This window comes from Pseudomonas fluorescens (genome assembly GCF_018614655.1).
In the GTDB taxonomy this organism is placed as follows: Bacteria; Pseudomonadota; Gammaproteobacteria; order Pseudomonadales; family Pseudomonadaceae; genus Aquipseudomonas; species Aquipseudomonas fluorescens_BX.
On record NZ_JAGGOG010000002.1, the window covers coordinates 173,848 to 192,427 of the forward strand.

The 18,580-nt window shown below is 60.3% G+C and carries 16 protein-coding genes; 1 reads left to right on the top strand and 15 read right to left on the bottom strand.

The genetic code is table 11. The annotated features are described in order from the left end of the window. Positions 1–132: 132 nt before the first annotated feature. The 12 genes from hutG to hutC all read right to left on the bottom strand — a co-directional run bounded on the left by hutG (position 133) and on the right by hutC (position 14,744). Positions 133–933, bottom strand: coding sequence for an N-formylglutamate deformylase (gene hutG, locus J7E41_RS01600; protein ID WP_214989664.1), 801 nt, complete (start codon positions 931–933; stop codon positions 133–135). A gap of 29 nt (positions 934–962) precedes the next feature. Beyond that, positions 963–2,168, bottom strand: coding sequence for an imidazolonepropionase (hutI, locus tag J7E41_RS01605; RefSeq protein WP_214989665.1), 1,206 nt, complete (start codon positions 2,166–2,168; stop codon positions 963–965). 15 nt (positions 2,169–2,183) lie between these two features. After that, entirely contained in the window at positions 2,184–3,593 is a 1,410-nt protein-coding gene (locus tag J7E41_RS01610; protein ID WP_214989666.1) for an amino acid permease, read from the bottom strand. 163 nt (positions 3,594–3,756) lie between these two features. Next, on the bottom strand, positions 3,757–5,295 hold the full coding sequence (gene hutH / locus J7E41_RS01615) for a histidine ammonia-lyase (RefSeq protein ID WP_214989667.1): 1,539 nt from the start codon (positions 5,293–5,295) through the stop codon (positions 3,757–3,759). A gap of 115 nt (positions 5,296–5,410) precedes the next feature. Beyond that, a complete protein-coding gene (locus J7E41_RS01620) occupies positions 5,411–6,934 on the bottom strand; it encodes an HAL/PAL/TAL family ammonia-lyase (protein WP_214989668.1) in 1,524 nt (507 codons plus the stop codon). A 152-nt stretch (positions 6,935–7,086) separates the two neighbouring features. Next, a complete protein-coding gene (locus J7E41_RS01625; RefSeq protein WP_214989669.1) occupies positions 7,087–7,911 on the bottom strand; it encodes a quaternary amine ABC transporter ATP-binding protein in 825 nt (274 codons plus the stop codon). Then, positions 7,908–8,759, bottom strand: a complete 852-nt coding sequence (locus J7E41_RS01630; RefSeq protein WP_169357465.1) for an ABC transporter permease — start codon at positions 8,757–8,759, stop codon at positions 7,908–7,910. Before J7E41_RS01630 ends, J7E41_RS01625 begins: the two co-directional genes overlap by 4 nt. 71 nt (positions 8,760–8,830) lie before the next feature. Beyond that, positions 8,831–9,799, bottom strand: a complete 969-nt coding sequence (locus tag J7E41_RS01635; RefSeq protein ID WP_214989670.1) for an ABC transporter substrate-binding protein — start codon at positions 9,797–9,799, stop codon at positions 8,831–8,833. A gap of 68 nt (positions 9,800–9,867) precedes the next feature. After that, positions 9,868–11,325, bottom strand: coding sequence for a purine-cytosine permease family protein (locus tag J7E41_RS01640; protein WP_214989671.1), 1,458 nt, complete (start codon positions 11,323–11,325; stop codon positions 9,868–9,870). Between the two features lie 156 nt (positions 11,326–11,481). Then, on the bottom strand, positions 11,482–13,155 hold the full coding sequence (gene hutU, locus J7E41_RS01645; protein WP_214989672.1) for a urocanate hydratase: 1,674 nt from the start codon (positions 13,153–13,155) through the stop codon (positions 11,482–11,484). 300 nt (positions 13,156–13,455) lie between these two features. Continuing rightward, positions 13,456–14,037: a HutD/Ves family protein gene (locus tag J7E41_RS01650; protein WP_214989673.1), complete on the bottom strand. Its 582-nt coding sequence runs from the start codon at positions 14,035–14,037 to the stop codon at positions 13,456–13,458. Then, positions 14,034–14,744, bottom strand: a complete 711-nt coding sequence (gene hutC / locus J7E41_RS01655; protein WP_214989876.1) for a histidine utilization repressor — start codon at positions 14,742–14,744, stop codon at positions 14,034–14,036. The genes J7E41_RS01650 and hutC overlap by 4 nt, the downstream gene beginning before the upstream one ends. A 146-nt stretch (positions 14,745–14,890) precedes the next feature. On the opposite strand from hutC, the gene J7E41_RS01660 reads away from it, so the two are divergent. Then, positions 14,891–16,255: a formimidoylglutamate deiminase gene (locus J7E41_RS01660; protein WP_214989674.1), complete on the top strand. Its 1,365-nt coding sequence runs from the start codon at positions 14,891–14,893 to the stop codon at positions 16,253–16,255. Between the two features lie 129 nt (positions 16,256–16,384). Here J7E41_RS01660 and J7E41_RS01665 read toward each other — a convergent pair whose 3' ends face one another. The 3 genes from J7E41_RS01665 to J7E41_RS01675 form a co-directional block, all read right to left on the bottom strand. Beyond that, positions 16,385–16,954, bottom strand: a complete 570-nt coding sequence (locus J7E41_RS01665; RefSeq protein ID WP_214989675.1) for a lipocalin family protein — start codon at positions 16,952–16,954, stop codon at positions 16,385–16,387. Between the two features lie 30 nt (positions 16,955–16,984). Then, the gene (locus J7E41_RS01670) at positions 16,985–17,239 is read right to left on the bottom strand and encodes an outer membrane protein assembly factor BamE (protein ID WP_214989676.1); all 255 of its coding nucleotides are present in this window, start codon (positions 17,237–17,239) and stop codon (positions 16,985–16,987) included. A 251-nt stretch (positions 17,240–17,490) separates the two neighbouring features. Further along, positions 17,491–18,501 carry a class 1 fructose-bisphosphatase gene (locus J7E41_RS01675; protein ID WP_214989677.1) on the bottom strand — a complete coding sequence of 337 codons (1,011 nt, stop codon included), beginning with the start codon at positions 18,499–18,501 and terminating at the stop codon, positions 17,491–17,493. Positions 18,502–18,580: the final 79 nt, after the last annotated feature.

Sequence of the window (18,580 nt, forward strand, 5' to 3'; positions counted from 1 at the left end):
CCGTACCCAACACCTTACCCAGCGAAACCTCGATAAAAGCGACCTGTGGCGACAGGGATTTGCACAGGGGCGACTGTGGCGAGGAGGCTTGTCCCCGTCGGGCTGCGCAGCAGCCCCAGACCCTGGTGGTTCTTACCGGTAGTGCTTTTGCCCCCACGCCAGGAACCCTTCCAACAGCGCCTTCAATACCTCCCGCGTCGGCTCAGCCAAATCCGCCCGGTACTTGAACGGCTCAAATTCTTCCATATACGTGCACTGCCCCAGCTCCAGCTGCACCGCATGAATGTTTTGCGCCGGGTTACCGTAGTGCCGGGTGATATGGCCACCCTTGAAGCGACCATTGAGCACATGGCTGTACTGCGGATGACCGGCGCAGATGGCTTCCAGTTGACTGGCCAGTTGCGGATCACAGGAAGCGCCATTAAAGGTGCCGAGGTTGAAGTCCGGCAACTTGCCATCGAACAGGTGCGGGATCACCGAGCGGATCGAGTGGGCATCAAACAGCAGCGCGTAGCCGAACTCGGCCTTGAGCCGGGCCAGTTCCTCTTGCAGGGTACGGTGGTACGGCGTCCAGACCTGCTCCAGGTAAGTCGCGCGCTCGGCTTTCGAAGGCTCCAGCCCTTCGCGGAACAACGGCACACCGTCGAACAGCGTTGCCGGGTACAGGCCGGTGGTAGCGCCGACGTACAACGGTTTGTCGTCAGAGGGCCGGTTGAGGTCGATGACAAATCGCGAGTACTCGGCAGCCAAGGTGCTGGCGCCCAGCTCGTCAGCGAAGTCGTAAAGCGTGGGGATATGCCAGTCAGTGTCCGGCAAGCTTTGCGCCTCGGGAATCAAGCCTGCCTCGACGGCTGGTGTCAGGCGCAGACCCGCGTGGGGCATGCTGATCAGCAGCGGCACACGGCCTTGTTTGAAGCTCAGAACCTTATCCACAACGGTACTCCTCATTCACAAAGGCAGCCTTAAACAGTGACGTCGACGCCGTGGCGCACGACGCGTTTATCCAGCTCGCCACCCAGCCAGTAGGCCAGGTCGGCAGGACGATCGATCTGCCAGGCGACGAAGTCCGCGACCTTGCCCACTTCCAGCGAACCGTGGGTTTCGCCCATGCCCAAGGCCGTGGCCGCATGTTGCGTGGCGCCGGCCAGGGCTTCTTCCGGGGTCATACGGAACAGGGTGCAGGCCATGTTCAACATCAGGCGCACGGACAAGGCCGGAGAGGTGCCGGGGTTGAGGTCGCTGGCGATGGCGATCTTCACGTCGTGCTTGCGCAGAGCCTCCATCGGCGGCAACTGGGTTTCCCGCAGGAAGTAGAACGCCCCCGGCAGCAGCACCGCGACGGTGCCGGAAGCGGCCATGGCGATGGCGTCTTCTTCGGTCATGAATTCCAGGTGATCGGCAGACAACGCCTGATAACGTGCGGCCAGGCTGGAACCATGCAGCGACGACAGTTGCTCGGCATGCAGCTTCACCGGCAAGCCGAGTTGCTGCGCGACGATAAACACCCGCTCCACCTGCGCAGGCGAAAACGCCAGGTATTCGCAGAAAGCATCGACCGCATCCACCAACCCTTCGGCCGCCAGGGCCGGGAGCATCTCATTGCAGATGTGCTCGATGTAGTCGTCGGCACGATCAGCGTATTCCGGCGGCAACGCGTGGGCCGCCAGGCAGGTGCTGCGCACGCTGACCGGCAGCTCGGCGCCCAAGCGACGGATCACCCGCAAAATCTTGCGTTCGCAGGCCAGGTCCAGGCCGTAGCCGGACTTGATCTCCACCGTAGTCACACCGTCGCGCAGCAAACTGCGCAGGCGCTTGTGGGCGCTGGCGAACAACTCCTCTTCGCTGGCAGCGCGGGTGGCGCGCACGGTGCTGGCAATACCGCCACCTTTGGCTGCGATTTCGGCGTAGCTCACGCCTTCGAGCCGCTGCTCGAATTCACCGCTGCGATTGCCGCCAAACACCGTGTGGGTGTGGCAGTCGATCAGCCCCGGTGTGACCCACGCCTCTTGCAGGTCATGGACCTGAGCGTAGTCGCCGTTCGGCAGCTCGGCCCGTGGGCCGATCCACTCGATCAGCGTACCGGCCGTCACCATGGCGGCATCCTCGATGATCGAGTACTTGCCCTGGGCCATGGTTGCGACGTGGCAGTGTTGCCAAAGCGTTTTCATCCAAGTCTCCGTCAGTTATCGATGAGTCAAAGCCGGGTCGTAATGAACCTTGGCCGCTTGACCGGCCGCAGGCTTGACCCACAGCAGGTAAGCGACGATCAGCAGCACGATCCACACGGCACCGACCATAAGGGCGGCCTGGGTGTCCGGGAAATAACCCAGCACGCCGAAGATAAACAGCATGAACACGATGGCCGCTGCGGGTGCGTAAGGCCAGAACGGTACCGGGAATTTCAGTTCGGCGATTTGCGCCTTGGTCATCGAGCGACGCATTGCCACTTGGGTCACCAGGATCATCAGCCACACCCAAACGGTAGCAAAGGTTGCCAGCGACGCGATCACTAGGAACACGTTTTCCGGGATCAGGTAGTTGAGCACCACGCCGCCCAGCAATGCGATGCCCATCACCACCACGGTCATCCACGGCACGCCTTGTTTCGACAGTTGGGCAAACCCTTTGGGGGCATGACCTTGCTGGGCCAGGCCGTACATCATGCGGCCGGCGCCGAAGATGTCGCTGTTGATGGCCGAGACCGCAGCCGAGATCACCACGATGTTGAGGATGGTTGCCGCAGAGCCGATGCCCAGGTTGCTGAAGATCTGCACGAACGGGCTGCCCTGGCTGCCGATTTGCGGCCATGGATAGATCGCCATCAGCACAAACAGGGTCAGCACGTAGAACAACAGGATGCGCAGCGGCACGGCGTTGATCGCCTTGGGAATAACGCGTTGCGGGTCCTGGGCTTCACCGGCGGTGATGCCGATGATTTCAATCCCGCCGAAGGCAAACATCACCACCGCAAAGGAGGCGATCAGACCGCCGATGCCGTTAGGCATGAACCCACCATGGGCCCACAGATTACTCAGGCCTGTGGCCGGTGCATCCGTCGCCGAATGAATACCGAACAGCATGATGCCGAAACCACCGAGGATCATCGCGACAATGGCCGCCACCTTGAGCAGCGACAGCCAGAACTCCATTTCGCCAAAGACTTTGACGTTGCACAGGTTCAGGCCACCGATCACGAAGACAATGCCCAACACCCAGACCCAGCGGGCGACTTCGGGAAACCAGAAGCCCATGTAGATGCCAAAGGCGGTGACATCGGCCAGGCAGACGATGATCATTTCAAAGGCGTAGGTCCAGCCGAGGATAAAGCCCGACATCGGTCCCAGGTAGGTGCTGGCGTAGTGGCCGAACGAGCCGGACACCGGGTCGTGCACGGCCATCTCGCCGAGGGCACGCATGACCATAAACACGGCGGCGCCACCGATCAGGTAGGCCAGCAACACAGCCGGGCCGGCCATCTGGATAGCCGAGGCAGAACCATAGAACAGCCCGGTGCCGATCGCCGACCCCAGTGCCATGAAGCGAATATGACGGGCGGACAGCCCGCGTTTCAAACCCTTTTCTTGCTGGTGCATTTCTCGTCCCTAATTGTTCTTATCGGAGAAAACCTGAACGCTGTAACGCTGTAGCCGCTGTCGAGGCACGAGGCTGCGATGGGTTGCGTAGCGACCCCCGAGGGCGGTCCTGCGGACACGCATCGCAGCCTCGTACCTCGACAGCGGCTACAGGTATTGCGGGTTACAAGCTCGGCAACAACTTCGCCGGCACCAACTCATTCAAGCAACGACTGGCGAGCAACTCACTGGCGGCATTGATATCCGGAGCGAAGAAACGGTCCTTCTCATAAAACGGCACTTTACCGCGCAGGATGCCACGGGCTTTTTCCAGCTTGGGCGAGGTCTTCAGGCCATCGCGCAGGTCAAGGCCCTGGCAAGCCGCCAGCCATTCCACCGCCAGAATGCCGCGCACGTTCTCGGCCATTTCCCACAGGCGTTTGCCGGCGGCTGGCGCCATGGAAACGTGGTCTTCCTGGTTGGCCGACGTCGGCAGGCTGTCCACGCTATGAGGGTGGGACAGTGCCTTGTTCTCACTGGCCAAGGCCGCTGCCGTCACCTGGGCGATCATGAAGCCGGAGTTCACGCCGCCATTGGCCACCAGGAACGGCGGCAGTTGCGACATGTGTTTGTCCATCATCAACGAGATACGACGCTCGCTCAGGGAGCCAATTTCAGCGATGGCCAGGGCCATGTTGTCAGCGGCCATGGCGACAGGTTCTGCGTGGAAGTTACCACCGGAAATCACGTCACCTTCGGCAGCGAACACCAACGGGTTATCGGAAACCGCGTTGGCTTCGATCACCAGCACTTCGGCCGCCTGGCGGAACTGGGTCAGGCAGGCGCCCATGACTTGCGGCTGGCAGCGCAGGGAGTACGGGTCCTGAACCTTGTCGCAGTTCTGGTGGGACTTGGATACTTCGCTGCTCTCGCCCAACAGGTCGCGGTAGGCGGCTGCGGAGTCGATCTGGCCGCGTTGACCACGGGCTGCGTGAATGCGTGCATCAAACGGCGAGCGCGAACCCAGCACGGCTTCAACCGTCAGGCCGCCACAGGCCAGAGCGCCGGCGAACAGGTCTTCGCCTTCGAACAGGCCACGCAGGGCAAACGCGGTAGACACCTGGGTGCCGTTGAGCAGCGCCAGGCCCTCTTTCGCGGCCAGGGTCAGCGGTGCCAGACCGGCGACTTTCAGCGCTTCGGTGGCTTCCAGCCATTCGCCCTTGTAGCGCGCCTTGCCTTCACCCAGCAGTACCAGCGACATGTGCGCCAACGGTGCCAAGTCACCGGATGCACCCACCGAACCCTTGAGAGGAATGTGCGGATACACCTCGGCGTTGATCAGGGCGATCAGCGCGTCGATCACTTGCCGGCGAATCCCGGAGAAACCGCGGCTCAGGCTGTTGACCTTGAGCACCATGACCAGCCGCACCAGCGCATCGCTGATGGGCTCACCGACGCCGGCGGCGTGGGACAACACCAGGGAACGCTGGAGGTTTTCCAGGTCTTCGCTGGCGATACGGGTCGAGGCCAGCAGGCCGAAACCGGTGTTGATGCCGTAAGCGGTGCGGTTCTCGGCGAGAATCTGCTCCACACAGGCGACACTGGCTTCGATCTGGGCCGAGGCGCTGTCATCCAGGCTGAGGGTTACCGGCTGCTGGTAGATGGCACGCAGTTGGGCAAGGCTCAGTTGGCCTGGAATCAGTTTTAGCGCAGTCACATTCATGCTCCTTTTGAGAGTGTTGTTAACTACCAGTCGCTCCGGATGCTTCCGTTATCCGCCGTTGTCCTCTTTTTGAGTGACTGACGGCTTGGCACGCTGGTTATTGTTGGAAAAATTTTCAGTGCAAATTCGGTAGTGTTCGTTGCAGCACGGCGGGGTCTTTAAGCAGCGCTGCCGTCGTCGCGATGTCCGGCGCCAACCAACGGTCCTGGTCGTAGGCCGGGACATGTTCACGCAATAAGCGCCAGGCAGTATCAGTGCCCGCGCCGAAACGTTGTTCCTTGAGAAATTCGAAAGCCTGGGCCGCCAGCAGGTACTCGATGGCGAGGACCTGGGTGACGTTCTCCAGCACTTGATGCAGCTTCAGCGCGGCATTGGTGCCCATGCTCAGGTGATCTTCCTGCAGGCCCGAGGTCACGAAGTTGTCGAGCACCGCCGGTTGCGCCAGTTGGCGGTTTTGCCCACAGAGCGACGCGGCCACGTACTGCACGATCATCATCCCGGAGTTGACCCCGGGGTTACTCACCAGGAAAGCCGGCAAGCCGCTGACGTGGGGGTTAATCAGCCGGTCCAGGCGACGCTCGGCGATCGAGCCGATTTCCGCCATGGCGATGGCCAGCATGTCGGCCGCCAACGCCACGGACTGCCCGTGCGGGTTAGCCTGAGACACCACGCGGTAGTTGTCCGGGGTGCCAAGCAGCAGCGGGTTGTCGGTGGCGCCGTTGAGTTCGGTTTCGATCTGCCGGGTGGCATGTTCCAACTGATCACGAGCCGCGCCGTGGACCTGGGGAATCGAACGGATGCTCAACGCGTCTTGAGTACGAATCCCTTTGCTGGTGGCGATCACTTCACTGTCGTCCAGCAGCGCACGCAGGTTAATACCCACTTGCTGCATACCCGGGTGTGGCTTGAGGGCGATAATTTCTTCATCGAACGCGTCGATCTGACCGCGCTGGGCTTCGAAGCTCATGGCTCCGATCACGTCGGCCCATTGCAGCAGACGGTGCGCGTCATCCAGGGCCAGGCAGCTGAGGCCGGTCATGCACGGCGTGCCGTTGACCAGGCACAGGCCGTCCTTGGCGCCTAGCACCACAACCTGCAATTTTTCGGCCGCCAGGGCTTCATGCGCCGGAACGATACGGCCCCGGTAACTGACAGTGCCGACGCCGAGCAACGTGATGCCGACATGAGCCATATGCGTCAGGTAACCCACCGAACCCTGAGACGGTACTTGTGGTTTGATCCCATGGTTCAACAGCGCCAGCAGCGAATGAATCACCTGCGGGTGCAGCCCGGATTTGCCGTGGCTGTAGTTGACGATCGCGGCGCAGATGATTGCTCGAGTCTGCTCGTCGCTCAGCGGTGCACCTACGCCACAGGCGTGGCTCAGCAGCGTATTGCGCGACAGCTGGCTCAGTTGCTCGCCCTCGAGCGAGACGTTGCACAAGGCGCCGAGGCCGGTGTTGACGCCATAGGCACGCTCACCGCTGGTGACGATGCGCTGGACGATGGCCTGGGCATTGTCGATCCGCGCCCAGGCCTGGCCCGACAGTTCAAGGACCGCACCGTGACGGGCCACAGCGACCACGTCCTGCCAACGCATCGGAGCGTCGGCGATGATGATTTTTTCAGCCTGGGACATCTTTAGTCTCTTCCTAAAACCTGAATTCTTGTGCAGCTTTGCCGGCCTCTTCGCGAGCAAGCCCGCTCCCACCTTTGACCTGTGTGAACCCGATCAAATGTGGGAGCGGGCTTGCTCGCGAAGAGGCCAGCCGGCTCACCACACATTCGGGATCAGACCACCGCCGCCCGCCGCTGAACAAAGCGGTCCACATACTCATCCGCCGGCGAATGCAGGATCTCTCGCGGGGTGCCGACCTGGATCAGCTTGCCGTCCTTGAGAATCGCAATGCGGTTGCCGATGCGCACGGCCTCGTCGAGGTCGTGGGTGATGAACACGATGGTCTTGTGCAGGGTCTTTTGCAGCTCCAGCAACTGGTCCTGCATCTCGGCACGGATCAGCGGGTCGAGCGCACTGAAGGCTTCGTCCATCAGGATGATGTCGGTGTCGGCCGCCAGTGCACGGGCCAGGCCCACCCGTTGGCGCATGCCGCCGGAAAGCTGGTGCGGGTATTTGTTTTCGTAGCCCTTGAGGCCCACGGTCTCGATCCAGTGCAGTGCCCGTTCGGCACACACTTGCTTGGTTTCGCCGCGCACTTTCAGACCGTAGGCGACGTTGTCCAGCACGCTCTTGTGGGGCAGCAGGCCGAAGCTCTGGAACACCATGCTGATCTTGTGTCGACGGAACTGGCGCAGGGCTTCCATGTCCAGTTGCAGGATGTCTTCGCCGTCCACCAGGATCGCGCCGCTGGTGGGGTCGATCAGGCGATTGAAGTGGCGCACCAACGTGGATTTGCCGGAGCCCGACAAGCCCATGATCACGAAGATTTCGCCGGTGCCGATGCTCAGGGACAGGTCGTTCACGCCCACCACGCAACCGGTCTCGGCCAGTACCTGGTCCTTGGTCTTGCCCTGGCCGATAAGCGCCAGCGCATCCTTGGAGCGAGCGCCGAAAATCTTGAATACGTTTTTGACTTCAATCTTGCTGACAGTAGTCATTTGCTCGCCTCATGCCGTGGACGACCATAGGCCTGGGTAATGCGGTCGATGACCACTGCAAGAATCACAATCGCCAGACCGGCTTCAAGGCCGCGCCCCACGTTGAGAGTCTGGATACCTACCAGCACGTCTTCACCCAAGCCACGAGCGCCGATCATCGAGGCAATCACTACCATCGACAGCGCCATCATGGTGGTCTGGTTGATCCCGGCCATGATGCTGGGCAGGGCCAGCGGCAATTGCACGCCGAACAGTTGCTGCCAACGGTTGGCGCCGAAGGCGTTGATGGCTTCCATGACTTCGCCGTCCACCTGGCGAATGCCCAGGTCTGTCAGACGAATCAGCGGCGGCGCGGCGTAGATCACCGTGGCGAAAATCGCCGGGACCTTGCCCAGGCCGAAGAGCATCAGCACCGGAATCAGGTACACGAAGCTGGGCATGGTTTGCATGATGTCCAGCAGCGGCATCAACACCGAACGCAGGCGATTGCTGCGGGCCGAAAGAATCCCCAGAGGAATGCCGATCAGTACCGAGATCACCGTGGCCACCATCATCAGTGCCAGGGTCTGCATCAGCTTGTCCCACAGCCCGACTGCGCCCACCAGGAACAGCAGGCCAACGATCACCGCAGTCATGACGACCTTGCGGGTGGCATGCCAGGCAATACCGCCGACGATCGCCAGCATCAACCACCAGGGCGCTGCACGCAGCACGCCTTCCAGGTTGACGATGGCCCAAAGCAGGGTGTCAGAGATGTGCCGAAACACATCGCCGTAGTTGGTCACCAGCGAATCCACCCAACTGTTGACCCAGTCGGCGATGGAAAACGTAAAACTTTCAGGAAACATATCGTGCTCTCGATCCAGTGGGTTGTGGCCGGGCGCCCGGTTACCTGTGGAGGCAACCGGGAACGCTCAACCTACAAGGCCGCGTCGATTTTCTTGGCTGCGTCGTCGCTCACCCATGCGTGCCAGATTTCAGGATGTTCCTTGAGGAAAATTTTCGCCAGTTTTGGCGACTCGATTCGCTCTTTGGTCATGCGTGCGAGGTTCTGGTTCAGCAGGTCGATCGGCAGGTTGACCTTCTCCAGCACCGCCACCAGCTCCGGGGCCTGTTCGTGGAAAGTCTTGGACAGGCCGACCTTGATGGTCACGCTTTTATCCACGCCTGGTTTTTCTTCCAGCTTCACCAGGTCGACCTGGCCCATCAGCGGCGTAGGCGACCAGTAGTAGAACAAGATCGGCTCGCCACGTTTGTAGCTCGACAGCACAGCGGCATCCAGCGCTGGGCCGGTGCCCGGGCGGAAGTTGGTGTAGGTGCTTTCCAGACCGTAGCTCTTGAGCATTTCGCTGTTGTCCAGCTCACAGGTCCAGCCGGCCGGGCAGTTGTAGAAACGCCCCTTGGACGGCTCTTCCTGATCCTTGAACACAGCGGAGTACTTGCCCAGGTCGGCGATGGTTTTCAGGCCTGGCGCCTTGGCTTCCAGCTTGCGCTTGGCATCGCCTTCGATCACATAGCGCGGCACGTACCAGCCTTCGATGGCGCCCACGACCGGAGCGCCGACACCGACAACTTTCCCGGCCTTCTCGGCCTTGTTCCAGACCTCGCTGCGGCCCACCCACTCTTCGGCGAAGATCTGGATGTCATTGCTGCCCAGGGCATTTTCCATGGTGATGGAGTTGCCCGGCAGGCTGTCGGTCTTGCAGTCGTAGCCTTTTTCCAAAACGATTTGCAGGACATCGGTCAGCAACATGCCGCTTTCCCAATTCAGGCCGGCGAATTTCACCGGCTTGCCCGACTCGCACCAGCCCGCCGCCTGAGAGGCACCAGCGCTGGCGAGCAAGCCTGCTGCAAGCAACGTAGTCAGCAGGGTCTTATTCATTTTCATTGTGTGACGCTCCCAATCATGAAATGGATTACGGCAGTCAAAAGGCATCCTGCCTTGTCCACGTCCCCTCAGGCTTGTGCAGCCAGCCCGCTTGTCGTTGGTGCAGCGCCCTGCTCTACCGGCAGGATCAAGTGTTCAGGAATTGCGCCGTGCCATTTTTTCGCACACACGTAATACAGGGCTGCGGGCAGTACCAGACCGATGATCCAGGAAATATCCACATCCCCCAGGGCCGCCACCAGCGGACCGGTATAGAACTTGGTGGAGATGAACGGCAATTGCACCAGTACACCGAATACATAGACGCTGATACCGAGCGGGTTCCAACGGCCGTAGCGACCGTTCGGATCGGCCAGCGCCGGCACGTCATAGCGATCACGGGTGATGCAGTAGTAGTCCACCAGGTTGATCGCACTCCATGGCGTAAAGAATGCCAGCAGGAACAGGATGAAGGACTTAAAAGCCCCCAGGAACGAGTGCTGACCGAGCAACGCGATCAAAGTCGCAGTACCGACGATGACCAGCACGAACACCAGGCGCTGCAAGCGCGTGACCTCCAGGCGACCACGGAAGCCGCTGATGATGGTCGCAATGCACATGAAGCTGCCGTAGGAGTTCAGCGTGGAGATGGTGACCTTGCCGAACGCGATGCTGAAGTACAGCAGCGCAGCAGTGGCACCGGTGCCGCCCAACCCGACGATGTAGGCCACTTCGTGACCGGCAAATTGCCCGTTGGACATGGCGGCGGCAAACACGCCCAGGATCATCGCCACCTGCGCGCCAATGACCGAACCCGCGCCAGCGGCCAGAAAGGTTTTCACCGAGGACGTCTTGCTCGGCAGGTAGCGTGAATAGTCAGCCACGTAAGGGCCGAAGGCGATTTGCCAGGATGCTGCGAGCGACACCGCGAGCAGGAAGCTGCTCCAGCTGAAGTGACGGATTTGCAGGAGTGCACCAATGTCGGTCTGGCTCATCAGGCGACTGAACAGGTAGACAAAGGCAATCACGCCAATGACGCTAGCGACACGGCCGATGAAATGGATCACCCGATAACCGAGCACCGTGACCAGCACGATGACACTGGCGAAGATAAGGATACCGATGCTGTCGCTGACACCAAACAACTGGCCCAGCGCCTGACCGGAAAGCACGGTCCCCGTTGCGGTGAAACCGAGGTACATCAAACAGACCAGGACGATCGGGATGGCCGCGCCATAAACACCGAACTGTACCCGGCTGGAGATCATCTGCGGCAGCCCAAGCCTGGGCCCTTGTGCCGCATGCAACGCCATGACGCCGCCGCCCAGCAGTTGACCGATCAACAGACCGATCAACGACCAGAACACGTCACCGCCCAGCACCACGGCCAGGGCCCCGGTGACAATCGCGGTGATTTGCAGGTTGGCACCCATCCACAAGGTGAACTGGCTAAATAGACGACCGTGTCTTTCCGCTTCCGGGATGTAGTCGATCGAACGTCTTTCGATCAACGGGGTAGTGCTTGCACGAGCGTCTTTTGCAGCCATGTGTGTTCAACCTCTGATGGATTGTTTTTGTGTGCAACGCAAATCAAATGTGGGAGGGGCGGTGCGACGATTCGACTTGCTCGCGAAAGCGGACTATCCGTCAATACTTCTGTAACTGACCCACCGCATTCGCGAGCAAGCCCGCTCCCACATTTGTTATTTGATCATCGGCAAGTTCAGGCCCTGCTCCTTGGCGCAATCAATGGCGATCTGGTAACCGGCATCGGCGTGACGCATCACGCCCGTGGCCGGGTCGTTGTGCAGCACGCGCGCAATACGCTCAGCCGCTTCGTCGGTACCGTCGCAGACAATCACCATGCCCGAGTGCTGCGAGAAGCCCATACCGACGCCGCCACCGTGGTGCAGCGAGACCCAGGTCGCGCCGCTGGCGGTGTTGAGCAAAGCGTTGAGCAGTGGCCAGTCGGACACGGCATCAGAACCATCTTGCATGGATTCGGTTTCGCGGTTCGGGCTGGCTACGGAGCCGGAGTCCAAGTGGTCGCGACCGATCACCACCGGTGCCGACAACTCACCGCTGCGCACCATTTCGTTGAATGCCAGGCCCAACTTGGCGCGCTGGCCCAGGCCAACCCAGCAGATCCGCGCCGGCAGACCCTGGAAGCTGATGCGCTCGCGAGCCATGTCCAGCCAGTTGTGCAGATGGGCATCGTCCGGGATCAGTTCTTTTACTTTAGCGTCAGTCTTGTAGATGTCTTGCGGGTCGCCCGACAGTGCAGCCCAACGGAATGGGCCGATGCCACGGCAGAACAGTGGACGAATGTAAGCCGGAACGAAACCCGGGAAGTCGAATGCGTTTTCCACGCCTTCTTCTTGCGCCATCTGACGGATGTTGTTGCCGTAGTCGAACGTCGGTACGCCCATTTTCTGGAAGTCCAACATCGCTTTAACGTGCACGGCCATCGATTGCTTGGCGGCCTTGATCACGGCAGCCGGTTCGGTCTTGGCGCGCGCGCGGTATTGGTCCCAGGTCCAGCCGGCCGGCAGGTAACCATTGAGCGGGTCATGGGCGCTGGTCTGGTCGGTGACCATGTCCGGGCGCACGCCACGCTTGACCAGTTCCGGAAGGATTTCAGCGGCGTTACCGAGCAGAGCGATGGAGATTGCCTTGCCTTCCTTGGTGTATTTGTCGATGCGAGCCAGCGCGTCGTCGAGGTCGGTGGCCTGCTCATCGACATAGCGGCTGCTCAAGCGGAAATCGATACTGACCTGCTGGCATTCAATGTTCAGCGAGCACGCGCCGGCCAACGTGGCGGCCAGCGGCTGAGCGCCGCCCATGCCGCCCAGGCCGGCGGTCAGGACCCAGCGGCCCTTCAGATCACTGTTGTAGTGCTGACGACCGGCTTCGACGAAGGTTTCGTAGGTGCCCTGGACGATGCCTTGGCTACCGATGTAGATCCAGCTGCCGGCGGTCATCTGGCCGTACATGGCCAGGCCCTTGGCATCCAGCTCGTTGAAATGTTCCCAGCTGGCCCAGTGCGGTACCAGGTTGGAGTTGGCGATCAGCACACGCGGGGCGTTGCTGTGGGTCTTGAACACGCCAACCGGCTTGCCGGATTGCACCAGCAGGGTTTCGTCGTCATTGAGGTTGGTCAGGCTTTCGACGATCTGGTCGTAGCATTCCCAGTTACGTGCCGCCCGGCCAATACCGCCGTACACCACCAATTCTTTCGGGTTCTCGGCCACTTGTGGGTCGAGGTTGTTCATCAGCATGCGCAGCGGCGCTTCGGTCAGCCAGCTTTTGGCGGTGAGCTTGTTGCCGCGAGCCGCGCGAATTTCCACGTCACGGTATTTTGTAGGCTTGGTAGTCACGAAAAAAACTCCTCAACGCTATGCGCGAACATGATTGGTGCGAAGAGGATGTTCATGGACTCTTACGCACACATCTTTACTTGTACATACAAGCATATGCAATCAAGCGGCCAACTTGCCTGGCAAGGACTGAAGATTTTTTAGTGAGGGGTGTGAAAGCCTTTGAAATTAAGGCTTCGCGGCTTGATGAAATTTCTTACAGCGGTTTTTTGAAGCGAGGGAGGCTTGTTACCAAGGCACAGTTTTGCGCCACGCTGGGGCGTTCGGTAACAAGTTGGTGCGGGGGTGGGGAAACAGATTTCAGACCTTGTGATGATCAAATGTGGGAGCGGCGGTCAGTTCGATCACGCAGCATCGGCCGGTGACCGATACATCCAGCAAGCCAGTGTTACCGTTCAATTGCAGGCAATCGTGGCGGCTCAACACTTCACCAAGCACGGCCACTTCATCCGCCACGCTGAACACCAACAGCGTCTGCGCTGCACTGAAGAAGCGCTGCGCCCCATCCATCCACTGCAACCGCGCCCGATAGCGTTGCGGCGAGTAAATCAGGTTGAAATCACGGATCGGCCCGCCCACCAACCGGCAGGACACTTGGCTTTCACCCTTGAACGGGAACGGATCCAGCGGTAACAGGCCACGCGTATCTTCGCCATCCACTGTCAGTATCATGCCCGCGCCTTGCAGCACGGTAATGATCCGCTGGTACCCGGCAAAGCTTGAGAACCCACCTGATTCGGCAATGTCAGCAATCGACAGTCGCCAGCCAAAACCGTCCAGTCCCTCACCGGCATCGCGGGTGATTTCTTCGGTACTGCCGCCGCCGTTTTTCCACGGCATGCGCACGTAATCGGACGCGCGCCAGACTTTCACTTCACTCATTTACTGAAACGTCCTTCCAGGCTATGACGGGAACCGGGGTGGATCAAACGGGCGGCGGTCACTGGCTGGCGGCCGGACCACGTGCGACGGCGGATCAGCAGGCACGGCTCGCCGGTTTCGATTTGCAGCAGCTTGCATTCGTCAGCATCGGCGAGGATGGCTTCGACCACGTGCTCGCCTTCGGTCAGCGGCGCGACCTGGTTCAGATAGGCATACGGCGTTTGCTGGGTGAAGTCCTGCTGCAAGTATTCCGGCGCTACCAGCGCGTTGACGAAACGGTCTTCGATTTGCACCGGGATGTCGTTTTCGTAGTGCACGATCAACGAGTGGAACACCCGCCCGCCTTCGCGCATCTCCAGGGCCACGGCGCGCTCGGAACCCGCCGCCTCTTCACCGAGGGTGATGACCTTGCAGGTGTGGCGATGGCCACGGGAAGCAATCTCATCAGCAATATTGTGCACTTCGAACAACGCCGACTGGCTTTTGGGCTCGGCCACGAACGTACCAACGCCTTGCATACGCACCAACAGGCCTTCGGCGGTCAATTCACGCAGGGCACGGTTGATGGTCATGCGGCTGAAACCCAACTGGCTGACCAGTTCGCTTTCCGATGGCACACGGTAATGGGGCGGCCAGTTTCCGCTCAGAATCTGTTGGCTGATCATCTGTTTGACGCGGGCATACAAGGGCGCCGGACTTTCGTCCATGTGGGCAGCCAGCGAGGAGTTGGCAGGCGGAGTCGGCACAGGAAATCCTTGCAGGTGAAAAAAGAAGCCTAGCTTGCCGGAGTTTACCGAGCAGGCAAACGTCTGTATATGTATATACAAATAACACACGATGGGGTGCACGAACCATGTCCGCTTTCTTTGCCGAACGCGCGCTGCTGCCTAATGGATGGGCCAATGATGTACGTCTTGAAGTCAGCGCCGACGGCATGCTGACCAAAGTTGAGGCCAATGCCCATGCAGATGGTGCCGAACGGCTCAGGGGCCCGCTGCTACCAGGCATGCCCAACCTGCATTCCCACGCGTTTCAGCGTGCCATGGCGGGGCTGGCGGAAGTGGCCGGCAACCCCAATGACAGCTTCTGGACCTGGCGCGACCTGATGTATCGCATGGTGGGCAAGATCAGCCCCGAGCAACTTCAGGTCATCGCCCGCCAGCTGTATATCGAGATGCTCAAGGCCGGCTACACCTGCGTCGCTGAATTTCATTACGTACACCACGACGTCAGCGGCCAGCCTTACGCCGACCCGACAGAGCTGTCCCGGCAGATCAGCCAGGCCGCAACCAGCAGCGGTATCGGCCTGACGTTGCTGCCGGTGCTGTACAGCCACTCCGGCTTCGGCGGCCAGGCACCCAACGAAGGCCAGCGGCGTTTTATCAACAGCACCGAAAACTACCTGAACCTGCAGTCGCGCCTGCAACCGATCCTGGCGGCGCAACCGGCGCAGCAACTGGGCCTGTGCTTCCACTCGCTGCGCGCCGTTACGCCGCAGCAGATCAGCGAAGTGTTGGCCGCCAGCGACAAGGCGTGCCCGATCCATATCCACATCGCCGAACAGCAAAAGGAAGTCGACGATTGCCTGAGCTGGAGCGGCCGTCGTCCGCTGCAATGGCTATACGAAAATACCGAGGTCGATCAACGCTGGTGCCTGGTACACGCCACCCACGCCAATCCGGAAGAGGTCACGCTAATGGCCAAGAGCCGGGCGATTGCCGGCCTGTGCCTGACCACCGAAGCCAACCTGGGCGATGGGATTTTCCCGGCCGTGGACTTCCTGGCCCAGGGCGGGCGCATGGGGATTGGTTCCGACAGCCATGTCTCACTGAGCGTGGTGGAAGAATTGCGTTGGTTGGAATACGGCCAGCGTCTGCGGGATCAGCGGCGTAACCGGCTGTACCGCAGCGATCAACCGATGGTCGGCCGTACGCTGTTTGATGCGGCGCTCGACGGCGGTGCCCAGGCATTGGGGCAACCGATTGGTCGACTGGAAGTCGGCAAGCGCGCCGACTGGCTGGTACTGGACGGCAATGATCCGTACCTGGCGACGGCCAGTGAAGACGGGATTCTGAACCGCTGGCTGTTTGCCGGAGGAGATCGCCAAGTGCGGGATGTACTGGTCAACGGCCAGTGGGTGATTCGCGACGGGCATCATGCTGGCGAAGAAGACAGCAGCCGGGCGTTTACTCAGGTCTTGCGGGATTTGTTGGCTTAAGAGCGACACATAACAAATGTGGGAGCGGGCTTGCTCGCGAAGGCGGTGGATCAGTCAATACATTTGGCGACTGACACTACGCCTTCGCGAGCAAGCCCGCTCCCACATTAGATCGATGGTGCTCTTAAACTACTGCGAAGCCTTCGCCATCTGCTTGTCCGACGTTCGCCAGATCAAACGGGTGGTGTCGTAACCCTGTTGCCGCGCCCTGCTCAGCAGGTCTTCGCGAGTATCCGCGCTGACCGTTGGCGTGCGGGACAGCAGCCACATATAACGCCGACTCGGGCTGCCGACGATAGCGGTCTTGTAGTCATCGCTGACATACAGCACCCAGTAATCGCCCTTGGTGACGCCCGGCAGCAACGCGGTAAACCAATTATTGAATTCAACCCAGAGTTTGTCGGTCTTGCCGGCAACCTGCGGAGTCGCCGTACCCTTGGCTTCTTCCCACTTCCAGTCGGCCGTCAGGCAGCGGTTAAACACTGACATGTCGCCATCAGGCAGCAAGGAATAACGGGCCTCGGACTGCTCACAGTTGCGCTGGAAGTACATCGGCAAACGGGCCAACTCGTACCAGGTGCCCTGGTAACGGTGGAGATTGACGCTGCCAACGGTCTTGGGTTGCAGATCATCGCCAGAATGGCTGGCGCAGCCCGCCAAAAACAGGCTGGCGCAGAGGTAGAGAACAAAACGCATCATTGTTTTTCTCCCGCAGGCTTTCGCCCCGGTTTACTTCAGGCCTTGCCCGGAGAACATCAGAACTTTGTCACCGGCGAATTGCACGCTGATAAAGCTGTTTTTATCGCCCCAGGTGCAACTGGACATGCCCAGCGCGCCGGAACAATCAGTCGGCTTACCCAGCAACGACTCCACCTCGGCCTTGGGCATGCCTGCCGAAAGCTTCGTGTAATTTTCTTGGGTGACCTTGCTGCAAGCGGCTAAAAGCACGCAAAACGACAACAGGGCAAGACGGCGTAACGACATGGAATAGCTCCTGGAGAGACAAAGCAGCCTGGGGGGTCTGCCAGAAGCTTAGAAGGGAAAAGGGGGGTCTGGTTCCCGAAAGACGAAAACAAAAAAGCCCTTTGTGGCGAGCGGGCTTGCCCCGCGTTGGGGTGCGAAGCAGCCCCCCTCGATAAAGGGCGCTGCTGCGGGTCAGAAAAACGAAATGTCAGAATTTAGGGCTGCTGCGCAGCCCAACGCGGGGCAAGCCCGCTCGCCACAAGGGGACTTAATCAGGCCTTGTGATAACCCGTCACACGCTCAACTTCTTCTTTCGAACCCAGGAACACCGCTACACGCTGGTGCAGGCCGTCAGGCTGGATGTCGAGAATACGCTGGTGGCCGTCGGTGGACGCTCCGCCCGCTTGCTCTACCAGGAACGACATCGGGTTGGCTTCGTACATCAGGCGCAATTTGCCCGGTTTGGACGGCTCGCGGCTGTCACGTGGGTACATGAACAGGCCACCACGGGTCAGGATGCGGTGTACGTCGGCGACCATCGCGGCGACCCAACGCATGTTGAAGTTCTTCTTCAGCGGGCCTTCCTCGCCTTCCATCAACTCGTTCACGTAGCGCTTGACCGGAGCTTCCCAGTGGCGCTGGTTGGACATGTTAATGGCAAATTCCTGGGTGGTCGCAGGAATAGAAATGTCTTCGTGGGTCAGCACGAAGCTGCCCATTTCACGGTCCAGGGTAAAGCCCTTGACGCCATCACCCAGGGTCAGCACCAGCATGGTCTGCGGGCCGTAGATGGCATAGCCGGCTGCGACCTGCTCGGTGCCTGGCTGCAGGAAGGCCTTTTCGTTCAAAGGCTCGTTCTGGCTCAGGTATTCGTTCGGGCAACGCAGAACCGAGAAGATGGTACCGACCGGCGCATTGATGTCGATGTTCGACGAACCGTCCAGCGGGTCGAATACCAACAGGTAGGCACCTTTCGGGTATTTGCCCGGGATCTGGTAGGCATTGTCCATTTCTTCGGACGCCATACCGGCCAGGTGACCGCCCCATTCGTTGGCTTCAAGGAGGATTTCGTTGGAAATCACGTCGAGCTTCTTCTGCACTTCGCCTTGAACGTTTTCAGTGCCCATGCTGCCCAGGACGCCGCCCAGCGCGCCTTTGGAAACGGCGTGGCTGATTTCCTTGCAAGCACGCGCCACCACTTCGATAAGGAAGCGCAGATCGGCAGGCGTGTTGTTGCTGCGGGTCTGCTCGATCAAATAGCGACTCAGGGTAACGCGGGACATGGAAGGCTCCGGAGAATGGGGGGGGCTAAAAACCCGCGCAGTTTAGCGCGAGTCGAGGCGTATTTCCTCCTATCAGAGG